This window comes from Streptomyces spinosus (genome assembly GCF_020400655.1).
GTDB lineage: Bacteria > Actinomycetota > Actinomycetes > Streptomycetales > Streptomycetaceae > Streptomyces > Streptomyces argyrophylli.
The window spans coordinates 87,735-100,156 of sequence record NZ_JAINRC010000024.1; the positions used below are offsets into that span (position 1 = coordinate 87,735).

Below are 12,422 nucleotides of genomic sequence, written 5' to 3' on the forward strand. Positions count from 1 at the left end.
TCGTGGGGACATGGCTGACTCCACGGCGGCCGGCCCGGCGCCGCCCCGGCAGCACGACACACGGGAGATCGTGCTGTTCGGCGGAGTGTACGGCGCCGTCCTCGCCAGCTCGATGGTCGCGGCGCTCACCCAGTACGGGCACACGTCCGCCGACGTCCGCGGCTACGACGCCGCGTGGGTGCTGGTGACCGCGTGCGCCTCCGCCCTCGCCCACGGGTACGCCCACTACATCGCCGAGCGCACCCCGCACGGCCGGTGGGACGTCCTGCTCGCCATGCGCAACGAGTGGCCGCTGGTCACGGCCGTGCTGCCGACGGTCTTCCTGCTCGCGGGCGCGCGCTGGGGGTGGTGGCCCGCCAAGGGCGTCGAGTACGCGGCGTTCGTCCTCAACACCGTGATCCTCTTCGGCATCGGCCTCGTCACCGCCCGCTGGACGGCGCGCCGCTGGCCGACCGCCGTCCTCATGGGACTCGGGGACGCCTGCCTGGGGGTCGTGGTGGTGGTGGCGAACGCGGTCATCAAGTAGGGGCGGGCGGCCCGGGGACCGGCGGGCTTCAGCGGGACGCGCGCACTCCGTCCAGCGCGATGGCGAGGACCCGGTCGCGCTGGGCGTCGTCCTCGAACGCCGTCGCGGTGATCCCGGCGACCATCCGCAGCAGATCGCCGAAGTCCATGTCCGCCCGGGCGACGCCGGCCCGCTGTGCGCGCTCCAGCAGGGGGCCGCCGGCCGCGTACATCGAGTCGCGGCAGGACTGGAAGATGCCGGACTCGCCGTCGAGGGCCTCGCGCACGGCGCGCTTGGTGACCATGTACCCGGCGAACCGGTTGAGCCAGGCCGTCAGCGCCTCCCACGGTTCCCGGCCCGCCAGCTCCACGGCCGCCCGGCACAGGGCGTTGACCTCGTCGGCGTAGACGCTCTCGAACAGGTCGCGGCGGGTCGGGAAGTTCCGGTACAGGGTGCCGATGCCGACCCCCGCCCGGCGGGCGATGTCCTCCAGGGAGGCGTCGGCGCCGTGCTCCGCGAACGCCTCGCGGGCGGCGTCGAGCAGGGCGTCGTAGTTGCGGGCGGCGTCCTTACGGTGCGGCCGGCGGGCCGCCACGATCTCGCCGACGGGGAACGGCGTGGCCGTCACTGCTGCCTCCCGGGAGGGAATCGACTGGAACCGGAGGTCTACCTCCGCTACAGTGGAGGCATACCTCCACTTTAACAGTGCGAGGTCGGCTCCGCCGTGGCCGGACGCGGCCCGCGGGGCCGCCTCCTGTCCTTCCCGTGGCGCGGCCGCACGACCGCGCCCCCGGTATCCGGCTCACCCGGCAATGCCCTCCCTGTCCTCGTTCTCCCTCCGCATCCCTGATTCCGGAGAGGCTTCCTCATGCCCCGCGCGTCCACTCGCCTCACCTTCGCGGTCCTCGCGACCGGTGCCGGCGTGTTCTCCATGCTCCAGTCGCTGATCGCGCCGGCCCTGCCGACCGTCCAGCACGCCCTGCTCACCTCGCAGTCCACCGCGACCTGGGTGATGACGGCCTATCTGCTGTCCGCCTCGGTCTTCACCCCGATCCTCGGCCGGATCGGCGACCTCGTCGGCAAGAAGCGGACCCTCGTCGCCGTCCTGCTGGCCGTCCTCGCGGGCTGTCTCGTCGCCGCGCTGGCCCCGAACATCGGCGTGCTCATCATCGCCCGGGTCGTCCAGGGCGTCGGCGGCGCCCTGTTCCCGCTCTCCTTCGGCATCATCCGGGACGAGTTCGCCCCCGGCGAGGTCAGCGGCAGCATCAGCAACCTCTCCGCCGTGATCGCCGCCGGCGGCGGGGTCGGCATCGTGGCCGCCGGCCCGATCGTGTCCGCGCTCGACTACCGCTGGCTGTTCTGGATCCCGGTGGCGATCGTCGCCGCGACGGTCCTGATCGCGCTGCGCTACGTCCCCGAGTCGCCCAAGCGGGCCGAGGGGAAGGTCAGTTGGAGCGGGGCCGTGCTGCTGTCCGGCTGGCTGGTGGCCCTGCTGCTGCCGCTGAGCCAGGCCGGCCAGTGGGGCTGGGGCTCGGCGAAGGTGCTCGGTCTGTTCGCCGCCGCCGTCGTGCTGTTCGGCGTGTGGCTGGCGACCGAGGCCCGCTCGCGGTCCCCGCTCATCGATCTGCGGGTGCTGCGGCTGCCCGCGGTGTGGACGACCAACGCGGCCGCGCTGCTGTTCGGCGCCGGCATGTACTCCATCTGGTCCTTCCTGCCGGGCTTCGTCCAGACGCCGTCCGCGGCCGGCTACGGCTTCGGCGCCAGCGTCACCGCGTCCGGTCTGCTCATGCTGCCGATGCTGGTCGCGATGTTCCTCTCCGGGGTCCTGTCCGGCCGTCTGGAGCCCCGTGTCGGCGCGAAGGCCCTGCTCACCGCGGGTGCCGGGCTCGGCGCGCTGGCCTGCGGCCTCCTGACCCTGTGGCATGACGAGCAGTGGCAGGTGGCCGTCGTCTCGGGCCTGTTCGGCCTCGGCATCGGACTCGCCTTCGCCTCGATGGCGAACCTGATCGTGGGCAGCGTGCCGGCCGAGCAGACCGGCGCCGCGACCGGCATGAACGCCAACATCCGCACCATCGGCGGCTCGGTCGGCGCCGCGCTCACCAGCGTCCTGGTCACCGGCCGGCTCCAGCCCTCGGGCCTGCCCTACGCCTCCGGCTACACCCACGCCTGGGCCCTGCTCGCCGTCCTCTGCCTGGCCGCGACCGGAGCCGCCCTCCTCGTCCCGGTCCACCGCACCCGCCGCCCGGCCGCCCCCGAAGTCGTACCGGGGCCGACACGGGCACCCGCTCAGGTGCGGTAGGGTTGACCTGCGTGATCACGCGGAACGCTCCGCGTGAGACCGCGGCGGGACGTGGCGCAGCTTGGTAGCGCACTTGACTGGGGGTCAAGGGGTCGCAGGTTCAAATCCTGTCGTCCCGACTCGTGAGAGTCGTCGCCAGGGCCGGTTCCGGAGCCATCCGGAACCGGCCCTGTGCCGTGCCCGGGGACCGGACGGCCCGGATCGCGGCGGTTCAGCCGGTCCCGGGCAGGGTGAGTCCCGACCGGATCAGGCCGTCCGCGGTCGCCACGATCGTCTCGACGATGCCGCGCGGTTCCCACCCCAGCACGGAACGGGCCTTCTCGTTGCTGATGACGGGGACGCGGCCGCCCAGGGCCGCGGCGGCGCGCAGGGCCGGTTCCGTCTTCGCGGCCTCTCGCACCCGCTCGATGGTCATTTCCTCGGCGGGCAGCAGACCGGCCGCGGCGGGGTAGTGCTCACGCAGGACCTGTGCCATGCCGAAGAGGCTGACGGACGGTCCGCCGACGGCGATGAAACGCTCTCCCGCCGCCCTCGGGTCCAGCATGGCGCGCAGGTGCAGGTCCACCACGTCCCGTACGTCGACGACGCCGAAGTACATGACCGGCACCACGGGCATCCGTCCGGTCAGCATGTCGGCGACCAGGCCGACGGAAGCGGAGGGCCGGTCGCCCAGCTGGGGACCGAAGATGCCGGTCGGGTTGACCACCGCCAGCTCGATGTCCCCGTGGTCGCGGACGTAGTCCCAGGCCGCGCGCTCGGCGAGCACCTTCGACCTGTGGTAGGCGGGCAGGCCCTCGGTGTCCGGGTCGGTCCAGTCCTCCTCCGAGTAGCGGTTGCCGGGCTTCGCCGTGTATCCGACCGCGGCGAAGGACGACGTCATCACCACGCGGGGGACGCCGGCCTTCCGGGCCGCGGACAGGACCCGCAGCGCACCGTCACGGGCCGGCAGGACGACGTCGTCCTCCGTCCTCGGTGGCGTGGTGGGGAAGGGCGAGGCGTGGTGCAGTACGTGCCCGACACCGTCCATGGCCTCCGCCCAGCCGGCGTCGGCGCCGAGATCGGCGACGGCGAACTCCAGCCGGTCCGCCGGATCGACCCCGGCCCGCCGGAGCGCCGCCCGGACCCGGGCCTCCTGGCCCGGTTCCCGGACGGTCACACGGGTCGGATAGCCCTCCTTTGTCAGCCGGGCGACCGAGTGGCTGCCGACGAGGCCGGTGCCACCGGTGACGAGCACCCTCCCGCGCCCTGAGGCGGGGGTGACGTCCTTCTTCGTGTTCATGCTGCTCGGTCCTTCAGTCGGTGAACTGGTTCATTACGCGCGTGACGTCGTCGATCGCCCGCTTCTCGGCGTCGGTGTCCCCACGGACCCGGGCGTCCCAGAGGTCCGCCTTGCCGCGCAGATACGCCAGGCGGAGCCGGAGCCGCTCGATGTCGGCGGCCAGCTTCTCCGCCTGTACGGCGAACAGGTCCCGCTGTTCGGCCGCCGCGGAGTCGCCCCGGGCGAGCAGGTCCAGATAGCGGCGCATTCCGCTGACCGTCATCCCCGCCGACCGCAGGCAGGCCAGTGCCTCGACACGGTCCGCGGTCGCCGGGTCGTAGCGGCGATGACCGCTGGACTCGTCGCGGGCGACCCTGCCCAGCAGGCCGATCTTCTCGTAGTAGCGGAGTGTGGGCTCGGTGAAACCGGATCGCCGGGCCATCTCCTGGATGGTCAGATCCGCCGCTCGGTCTGTGCTTCCTGCCATGGCATCAAGCCTCCGGCACCTCAAGCGCTTGAGGTCAAACCGGAACGCGGCGATGCGACGCGCGTCACCCCGCAGGGGGCGAGCCGGAGGCACGTCCCGTTGAACCCGGCGGCTCCCCGTCGCGTGCTCCCGCACGGGGACACCGCACCCGCGGTTCCCGTCCGTCCGCCGGGGGGAGCCGCCGTGCTTCGGGTGTTGGCCGTCGATGACGAGGAACCGGCGCTCGCCGAACTGCTGTTCCTGTTGCGGGCCGATCCCCGGGTGCGGTCGGCCGAAGGGGTCCTCGAAGCGGCCGAGGCGCTGCGGCGGCTGGGCCCGCGGGAGCCGGACGGCGCGGCGGACGTCGACGCGGTGTTCCTGGACATCCGCATGGCGGGTCTCGGCGGCCTGGACCTCGCCCGGCTGCTCGCCCGCCGCGCCGAGCCACCCCGCGTCGTCTTCGTCACGGCGCACGCGCAGCACGGGGAACACGCCCTGCGGGTGCCCGGGCTCCGGGTCGTCGACTGGCTGCTCAAGCCGGTGCGGCGCGAGCGTCTGGCCGAGGCGGTCCGGCGGGTCGCCGAGCTGGTCGCGGCCGACCGCGCCCCCCACCCGGGGCACCCGCCCGGGGCCCGGTCGCTCGCCGACGGTGTCGCGGTGGACGGCGAGGGCGGCACACGGTTCCTGTCCGTCGCCGACATCACCCGTGCCGAGGCCCATGGCGACCACGCGCGGCTGTACACCCGCCACGGCAGCCACCTGGTGCGCATCCCGTTGTCCACGCTGGAGGAGTGCTGGCGGGCGAGCGGTTTCGTGCGGATCCACCGGCGCCATCTCGTCTGCCTGGCCCGCATCGACACGTTGCGGGTCGACGGGGGCAGGCTGACGGTCAGGATCGGCGCGTCGGTGCTGGTCGTGAGCCGTCGCTGCGCCCGTGAACTGCGGGACCTGCTGTTCGGGAAGGCCACGACGGACCCGCCCGGCAACGGTCGCTGACCGGAAGCTGTCGCTTTGGTTCCCTGGTGCGTACACTCCACTGCGAAGTGTGATCATCGCGGTCGGAGGACGCGGCATGGGTGCACCTGGGACTCCTCGACGTGAAGTGGTCACGGGGACTCCGCGTGCCGCCCGCGTGGACCACGCAGGCCGGGGGAGCCGTGCGGGCCGAGGTGACGCCCGCCCCGGTGCCGTCCGGGGGAGCAAGGAGCGTCCGGCCGTCGAATCCCTCGCCCTGCGTGCCCTGATGCGCCGTCAACTCCGGCTGGGCCTCGTCGCGTTCGGCCTGCTCGTCGCACTGCTCGGGCCGCTGCCCCTCGTCTTCACGGCCCTGCCGGACACGGGAGCCCGGCCGGGCAGCGCCCTGATCGTCTGGGCCGTACTCGGCGTCGCCGTCTACCCGGCACTCGTCGTCCTCGGCCGCTGGTACGTCGTACGCGCCGAACGCAACGAACGGGACACCGCGGACCTCGCCGAAAGGGCCTGACGGTGACCGACGCCCGACGACACCGGCCCGGCCGCGCGGGGGCCGCCGGGTGAACCAGACGTACGGCATCGTGGCCGTGTCCGCTGCGGTCGTCACGACCCTGGTGATCGGCTCGGCGGGGCTGCGCATCTCCCGCACCACCTCCGACTTCTACGTCGCCTCCCGCACCGTCCCGCCCTACCTCAACGCCATGGCCATCAGCGGCGAGTACCTGTCGGCGGCCTCCTTCCTCGGCATCGCCGGACTCGTCGCCGCCGAGGGCGTCGACATGCTCTGGTTCCCCGTCGGCTACGCCGCCGGTTACCTCGTGCTGCTCGTGTTCGTCGCCGCCCCGCTGCGCCGCTCCGGGGCGTACACCCTGCCCGACTTCGCCGACGCGCGGCTGGAGTCGCGGGCCGCCCGGCGCGTCGCCAGCGTGCTCGTCGTCGGCGTCGGCTGGCTCTACCTGCTGCCCCAGCTCCAGGGCGCGGGCCTCACCCTGGGCCTGGTCACCGGCGCACCGCGCTGGCTCGGCGGGGTGCTCGTCGCCGTCGTCGTCACCCTGGCCGTGGCCGCCGGCGGCATGCGCAGCATCACCTTCGTCCAGGCCTTCCAGTACTGCCTGAAACTGACCGCGCTCCTCGTGCCCGCGATCTTCCTGGTGCTCGCCTGGCACGGCGACCCGCGCCCCGCCGACGCCCTGGACGAGCCGCCGACCTTCCGCCGGCACACCCAGGTCACCGTCGAGACCACCGTCCGCATCAGGATCGAGACGCCGCTGCGGGCCGTGGTGACCGGCGCCGTGGACGGACAGGGTTACGACGGCGGCCGTCTGTTGCTGGACCCCGGGGTGCACCAGGTCCGCGCCGGGACGACCCTCCGCTTCCCGCCGGACTCCCCGGTGCCCGGGCTAGAGTCCGACGACGGACGGCGCACCGGAGCCTCCAGCTGGGCGGCGCCCCTGTCGGGCGGCAAGGACGATCACCCCCTGTACACGACGTACGGGCTGATCTTCGCCACCTTCCTCGGCACCATGGGGCTGCCGCACGTCCTCGTCCGCTTCTACACCAACCCCGACGGCCGCGCCGCCCGGCGCACCACCGTGATCGTGCTCGCGCTGGTCGGCGGCTTCTACCTGCTGCCGCCCCTCTACGGCCTGCTCGGCCGGATCTACGCCCCCGACCTGCTGCTCACCGGCACCACGGACGCCGCGGTGCTCGTCCTGCCGGAACGGCTCGTCGGCGGCGCCGGCGGCGACCTGCTCGGCGCGCTGATCGCCGCCGGCGCCTGCGCGGCCTTCCTGTCCACCGCCTCCGGGCTCACCCTGTCCGTCGCGGGCGTGCTCAGCCAGGACGTCCTGCCCTCGCTCGGCGTGCGCCACTTCCGGCTGGCGACGCTCCTGGCGGTCGCCGTGCCCGTCACGGTGAGCGTGGCCGCAGGCAACCTCCCCGTCGCCAACGCGGTCGGCCTCGCCTTCGCGGTGGCCGCCTCCTCCTTCTGCCCGCTGCTGGTGCTCGGCATCTGGTGGCGCGGCCTCACCGCACCCGGCGCCATCGCGGGACTGCTCACCGGCGGCGGCAGCGCCCTCGTCGCGGTCGCCCTGACCATCGCTGGGCCCCTGACCGACGGCTGGGCGCACACCCTGCTCGCGTGGCCGGCCGTGTGGTCCGTACCGCTCGGCTTCCTGACCATGATCCTGGTCTCCCTGGCCACCCGGCACCGGATCCCGGCCGGCACCGAGGCCGCCATGGCCCGCCTCCACCTGCCCGAACGCCCCGCCGGCCAGGGCGCGCCCACCACCCGCCGAGGAGTGACCACCTCATGACGACCCACCGGCCCACGGTCGAGGGGGCCCGCGCGTGAACGGGTTCGCCCTCCTCGCCGCCGGGGCCCCGCTGCTGTTCGCCGGGGGCCTCGCCGCCGGACGCCTGGTGGCCCGCCGCGCCGCCGAGGGCGGGACGGACCCCGGCACCCCCGTGGAACGCGCCACCTTCCACACCCTGCACACCGCGTCGCTGGCCGCGCCCCCGCTGCGCGCCGGACTCACCGAGGACGCGGCCCGCAAGGCGGTACGACGGCTCCGGCCGCTGTTCGGCGCGGCCGCGCTCGGCCTCACCGACCGGGACCGGCCGCTGGCCTGGGACGGACCGGGCCGGCACCACGAGGACACCGTCTCGGACCGGGTCCGCCAGGTGCTGGACACCGGCCGCGCCCAGAGCTTCGCCGTCGGCTGCCCGGACCCGGACTGCCCCGTGCGCTGGGGCGCCGCCGTGCCGCTCACCGTCGACCGGCGGGTGCTCGGCGCCCTCGTCGTGCTCGGTGCCCGGGAGTCGGCAGCCCTCCTGCGGGCCGCCGGGGAGGTGGCGCGCTGGGTGTCCGTCCAGCTCGAACTCGCCGAGCTCGACCGGGCCCGCACGGGACTGATCGAGGCGGAGATCCGGGCGCTGCGCGCACAGATCTCCCCGCACTTCATCTACAACTCCCTCGCGGCGATCGCCTCGTTCGTCCGCACCGACCCCGAGCGGGCCCGCGAGCTCCTCCTGGAGTTCGCCGACTTCACCCGCTACTCCTTCCGCCGGCACGGCGAGTTCACCACCCTGGCCGAGGAGCTGCGTTCCGTCGAGCAGTTCCTGGAGCTGGTCCGCGCCCGGTTCGGGCAGCGGCTGCGCGTGACCCTCCAGATCGCTCCCGAGGTGCTGCCCGTGACGGTGCCCTTCCTGTGCCTCCAGCCGCTGGTGGAGAACGCGGTCAAGCATGGGCTGGAGGAGAGCGTCGAGCGCAGCCGGATCGGCATCACCGCGCTGGACGAGGGGGCGCTGGCCCGGATCGTCATCGAGGACAACGGGGTCGGCATGGAACCGGACCGGCTCCGCCGGATCCTGCGCGGCGAGGGCAGCCCGTCGTCCGGCATCGGGCTGCGCAACGTGGACGAGCGGCTGCGGCAGGTCTACGGCGACGACCACGGGCTGGTGATCGAGACCGGCGTCGGAGCCGGCATGAAGATCACCATCCGCGTCCCCAAGTACCGGCCCGGCGTGCACAGCACGCCCCCGCGTACGGCGTCCGGCAGCGCCTGAGGGAGGCCGGCCGGGACGTCAGCGCCCGGTCGCCGAGGCCTGTGCCCGCTTGCGCTGCCGCCGTGCCGCCATCACCGCGTAGACGAGGATCCCGACGAACAGGAACAGCACGCCCTGGTAGACCGCCGCGTACCCGGCGCCCGCCATCAGCCACACCGAGAAGACGGCGGCCACCGCGGTGACCACGCAGTCGCGCACCAGCCGGGACCGGTCGACCGCCCCGGGACGGCCGGACAGGAGGTGGAAGATCTGCGCGGCGGCGGCCAGCAGGTACGGGACCGTCGCGGTGAACGTGGTGACCAGGACCAGGACCTCGAAGACCCGGCCCGAGCCCGAGAAGTAGTTGTAGACGGTGAGCAGCGAGGCGAGGACGACGGTCACGCCCACCCCGACCGTGGGCACGCCCCGCCGCCGGCGCGTGAAGGCGCTGGGGAACAGCCCGTCGCGGGCCGCCGCGTACGGCGTCTGGGCGCTCAGCAGGGTCCAGCCGTTGAGGCAGCCGGTCATCGACACCAGCGCGGCGAGCGCCACGGCCGTACCGCCCCAGCCGCCGCCGAACATCGTGTTCACGGCGTCCGAGAACGGGGCGGTGGAGGTCACCAGGCGGTCGTGCGCGACCGTGCCGAACACCGACAACGTGCCCAGCAGGTACACCAGCGCGGCGCCCGCGGTGCCGATCACGGTGGCGCGCCCCACGTTGCGGCGGGCGTCGCGGACCTCGCCCGCGCTGACCGCGGCGGACTCCACCCCGAGGTAGGAGAAGAGCAGCAGGGCGGCGGAGGCCGACACCGCGCCGACCGCGCCCTGGCCGCTGGAGTTGAACGGGCCGAGCCGGTCGGGGTCGAAGAAGAACAGGCCGCCGACCGCGACGAGCAGCAGCGGAACGAACTTCAGCACGGTGGACACCAGCTGGACCGCGCCCACGTACCGGGTGCCCGCGAAGTTGGCGAGGGCGGGCAGCCACTGCAGGACCAGCGCGGCCAGGCACGCGGTCCAGCGGTGCTGGTTCACGGGGACCAGCACGTCGAGGTAGCCGACGGCGGCCACGGCGAGCGCGGCGTTCGACACCCAGGTGGTGATCCAGTACGACCAGGCCGCGAGGAACCCCGCGAAGTCGCCGAACGCCTCGCGGGCGTACACATAGGGGCCGCCGGTGCGCGGGTCGCGCGCGGCGAGCCGGCCGAAGACCAGGGCCAGTGCGATGGCACCGACGGTCAGCACGCCGAAGGCGACCAGGCTGACCGTGCCGTAGGGGGCGATGGACGCGGGGAGCAGGAAGATGCCGCCGCCGATGATGTTGCCCATGACCAGCGCGGTGGCGACGGGCAGGCCGAACCGGCGGGCATGCCTGCCGGTGTCGCCGTGCGGGTCACCGGCGGGAGCCGTGGGGGTCTCCGCGGGGATCTCCGCGGGGGCCGGAGCCGACTGCGGGACGGTTCCGGTGTTGTGCATGGGTGGTGCGCCTCTCATGGAACTGACGTTCCCGGGGTCACCGGGACGCGTCCCATGGTCGGGGATGTGCCGATGTGACTCAAAATCGCCGCTTTTTGTTCCGTTCGGGCCCCCGGATCACGCAAAAAGCGTCGCGATGCGGGGGCCCGGCCGCGAGATGTCCGGCGCCGCGGGCGGTCAGTCCGTCGCCGCCCACAGGCTGCGCACATGCCCCAGGTGCCGGGTCATGACCGCGCGCACGGCCTCCTCGTCGCGCTCCAGCAGGGCGTCCAGCAGCTCCAGGTGCTCCTCGGCCGAGGCGAGCAGCCGGCCCGCCTCCACCAGGGCGGTCAGGCCGTACAGACGGGAGCGTTTACGCAGGTCGGCGACGACCTCGACCAGGTGGCCGTTGCCCGCGAGGGCGAGCAGTCCGAGGTGGAAGCGGGTGTCGGCCTCGACGTAGGCGATCAGGTCACCGGCCGCGGCGGCGGTGACGATCTCCCTGGCCGCCGGGCGCAGCGCCTCCAGGGAGACGCGGTCGGCCGTGCGGGAGAGGTCCACCACGGTGGGGACCTCGATGAGCTCCCGGATGTGCGTGTACTCGTCCAGCTGTCGGTCGGAGACGGCGGTGACCCGGAAACCCTTGTTGGGCACGGTGTCGACCAGCCCCTCCTTGGCCAGGTCGAGCATCGCCTCCCGCACCGGGGTGGCCGAGACGCCGAACCGGGCGGCCAGCGAGGGAGCCGAGTACACCTCGCCCGGCCGCAGCTCACCCGCGATCAGCGCGGCACGCAGGGCGTCCGCGACCCGCTCCCGGTAGCTGCTCCGCCGGCCGCCGAGCCGGGGGAGCGCGGGCATCCCGGCGCCCTGGGTGTCCTGTGCCATGTCACGCATCACCGGGGTGAGTGTAGAGGACGCTAGAGGACGAACCCTCGCGGGAACGGATCGTCCGGATCCAGCAGGTACTGCGCGGTCCCCGTGATCCACGCGCGGCCGGTGAAGCTGGGCAGCACGGCCGGCACCCCGCCGACCTCCGCCGTCCCCAGCAGCCGGCCGGTGAAGCGGGTGCCGATGAACGACTCGTTCACGAACTCGGTGTGCAGCGGCAGGTCGCCGCGCGCGTGCAGTTGCGCCATGCGCGCGCTGGTCCCCGTGCCGCACGGGGAGCGGTCGAACCAGCCGGGGTGGATGACCATGGCGTGCCGGGAGTGCCGGGCCGTGGCGCCCGGCGCGTAGAGGTGGACGTGGTGGCAGCCCCGGATGGAGGGGTCCTCCGGATGCACCGGCTCCGCCTGCGCGTTGATCGCGTCCATCAGGGACAGGCCGGCCGCGAGGATGTCGTCCTTGCGGGCGCGGTCGAAGGGCAGCCCGAAGGCGTCGAGCGGCAGGATCGCGTAGAAGTTGCCGCCGTAGGCCAGGTCGTAGCCGACGGTACGGCCGCCCGGGAGGGTGATCTCGCGGTCCAGGGCGACGGCGAACGACGGCACGTTCCTGAGCGTCACGTTCCGCGCGGCGCCGTCCTCCACCGCGACCTCGGCGATCACGACCCCCGCCGGGGTGTCGAGCCGGATCGTGGTCACCGGTTCCGTGACCTCCACCATGCCGGTCTCCACCAGCACGGTCGCCACGCCGATCGTGCCGTGCCCGCACATCGGCAGGTAGCCGGAGACCTCGATGTAGACCACGCCCCAGTCGCAGTCCGGGCGGGCCGGCGGCTGGAGGATCGCGCCGCTCATCGCGGCGTGCCCGCGCGGCTCGTTCATCAGCAGGTGTCTGACGTCGTCGCGGTGTCCGCGGAACCACAGCCGCCGTTCGTTCATGGTCGCGCCGGGGATGGTGCCGATCCCGCCGGTGATCACGCGGGTCGGCATGCCCTCGGTGTGGGAGTCGACGGCGTGCAGGACGAGTGTGCTGCGCATGGTCA

General features: G+C 73.6%; 12 protein-coding genes and 1 tRNA gene. 7 read left to right on the forward strand and 6 right to left on the reverse strand.

The genetic code is table 11. From position 1 onward, the window contains the following. The first annotated feature begins 10 nt into the window (after positions 1-10). On the forward strand, positions 11-526 hold the full coding sequence (locus LG395_RS35650; RefSeq protein WP_171150718.1) for a hypothetical protein: 516 nt from the start codon (positions 11-13) through the stop codon (positions 524-526). 28 nt (positions 527-554) lie between these two features. Here LG395_RS35650 and LG395_RS35655 read toward each other — a convergent pair whose 3' ends face one another. Then, positions 555-1,133, reverse strand: a complete 579-nt coding sequence (locus tag LG395_RS35655) for a TetR/AcrR family transcriptional regulator (RefSeq protein ID WP_225813002.1) — start codon at positions 1,131-1,133, stop codon at positions 555-557. A gap of 240 nt (positions 1,134-1,373) precedes the next feature. Here LG395_RS35655 and LG395_RS35660 point away from each other — a divergent pair, with 240 nt between their 5' ends. Further along, complete coding sequence (locus LG395_RS35660; protein WP_225813004.1) at positions 1,374-2,804, forward strand: MFS transporter; 1,431 nt, start codon at positions 1,374-1,376, stop codon at positions 2,802-2,804. Positions 2,805-2,849: 45 nt separating this feature from the next. After that, positions 2,850-2,923, forward strand: a tRNA-Pro gene (locus LG395_RS35665). A gap of 92 nt (positions 2,924-3,015) precedes the next feature. On the opposite strand, the gene LG395_RS35670 is transcribed toward LG395_RS35665, so the two are convergent. Together LG395_RS35670 and LG395_RS35675 are read right to left on the reverse strand one after the other, a co-directional pair. Then, complete coding sequence (locus LG395_RS35670; protein ID WP_225813006.1) at positions 3,016-4,083, reverse strand: NAD-dependent epimerase/dehydratase family protein; 1,068 nt, start codon at positions 4,081-4,083, stop codon at positions 3,016-3,018. Positions 4,084-4,096: 13 nt separating this feature from the next. Beyond that, entirely contained in the window at positions 4,097-4,549 is a 453-nt protein-coding gene (locus LG395_RS35675; protein WP_225813008.1) for a MerR family transcriptional regulator, read from the reverse strand. A gap of 183 nt (positions 4,550-4,732) precedes the next feature. Here LG395_RS35675 and LG395_RS35680 point away from each other — a divergent pair, with 183 nt between their 5' ends. From LG395_RS35680 to LG395_RS35695, 4 genes are all read left to right on the forward strand, one after another. Then, positions 4,733-5,524 (forward strand): LytR/AlgR family response regulator transcription factor, encoded by a 792-nt coding sequence (locus LG395_RS35680; protein WP_225813010.1) that lies wholly within the window; start codon positions 4,733-4,735, stop codon positions 5,522-5,524. 247 nt (positions 5,525-5,771) lie between these two features. After that, entirely contained in the window at positions 5,772-6,011 is a 240-nt protein-coding gene (locus tag LG395_RS41815; protein WP_372463510.1) for a hypothetical protein, read from the forward strand. A gap of 49 nt (positions 6,012-6,060) precedes the next feature. Beyond that, complete coding sequence (locus tag LG395_RS35690; protein ID WP_225813014.1) at positions 6,061-7,815, forward strand: sodium/solute symporter; 1,755 nt, start codon at positions 6,061-6,063, stop codon at positions 7,813-7,815. A 34-nt stretch (positions 7,816-7,849) separates the two neighbouring features. Then, on the forward strand, positions 7,850-9,067 hold the full coding sequence (locus LG395_RS35695; protein ID WP_225813016.1) for a sensor histidine kinase: 1,218 nt from the start codon (positions 7,850-7,852) through the stop codon (positions 9,065-9,067). An 18-nt stretch (positions 9,068-9,085) separates the two neighbouring features. Here LG395_RS35695 and LG395_RS35700 read toward each other — a convergent pair whose 3' ends face one another. From LG395_RS35700 to LG395_RS35710, 3 genes are all read right to left on the reverse strand, one after another. Beyond that, entirely contained in the window at positions 9,086-10,519 is a 1,434-nt protein-coding gene (locus LG395_RS35700) for an amino acid permease (protein WP_225813019.1), read from the reverse strand. A gap of 177 nt (positions 10,520-10,696) precedes the next feature. Continuing rightward, positions 10,697-11,392, reverse strand: coding sequence for a GntR family transcriptional regulator (locus LG395_RS35705; RefSeq protein WP_225813020.1), 696 nt, complete (start codon positions 11,390-11,392; stop codon positions 10,697-10,699). Between the two features lie 23 nt (positions 11,393-11,415). Further along, the gene (locus LG395_RS35710) at positions 11,416-12,417 is read right to left on the reverse strand and encodes a proline racemase family protein (protein ID WP_225813022.1); all 1,002 of its coding nucleotides are present in this window, start codon (positions 12,415-12,417) and stop codon (positions 11,416-11,418) included. Between the last annotated feature and the right edge of the window lie 5 nt (positions 12,418-12,422).

Coding starts and splice junctions, on each gene's coding strand:
- LG395_RS35650 (WP_171150718.1), top strand. CDS start 11: ATGGCTGACTCCACGGCGGCCGGCCCGGCGCCGCCCCGGCAGCACGAC.
- LG395_RS35660 (WP_225813004.1), top strand. CDS start 1,374: ATGCCCCGCGCGTCCACTCGCCTCACCTTCGCGGTCCTCGCGACCGGT.
- LG395_RS35670 (WP_225813006.1), bottom strand. CDS start 4,083: ATGAACACGAAGAAGGACGTCACCCCCGCCTCAGGGCGCGGGAGGGTG.
- LG395_RS35675 (WP_225813008.1), bottom strand. CDS start 4,549: ATGGCAGGAAGCACAGACCGAGCGGCGGATCTGACCATCCAGGAGATG.
- LG395_RS41815 (WP_372463510.1), top strand. CDS start 5,772: ATGCGCCGTCAACTCCGGCTGGGCCTCGTCGCGTTCGGCCTGCTCGTC.
- LG395_RS35700 (WP_225813019.1), bottom strand. CDS start 10,519: ATGCACAACACCGGAACCGTCCCGCAGTCGGCTCCGGCCCCCGCGGAG.
- LG395_RS35705 (WP_225813020.1), bottom strand. CDS start 11,392: ATGCGTGACATGGCACAGGACACCCAGGGCGCCGGGATGCCCGCGCTC.
- LG395_RS35710 (WP_225813022.1), bottom strand. CDS start 12,417: ATGCGCAGCACACTCGTCCTGCACGCCGTCGACTCCCACACCGAGGGC.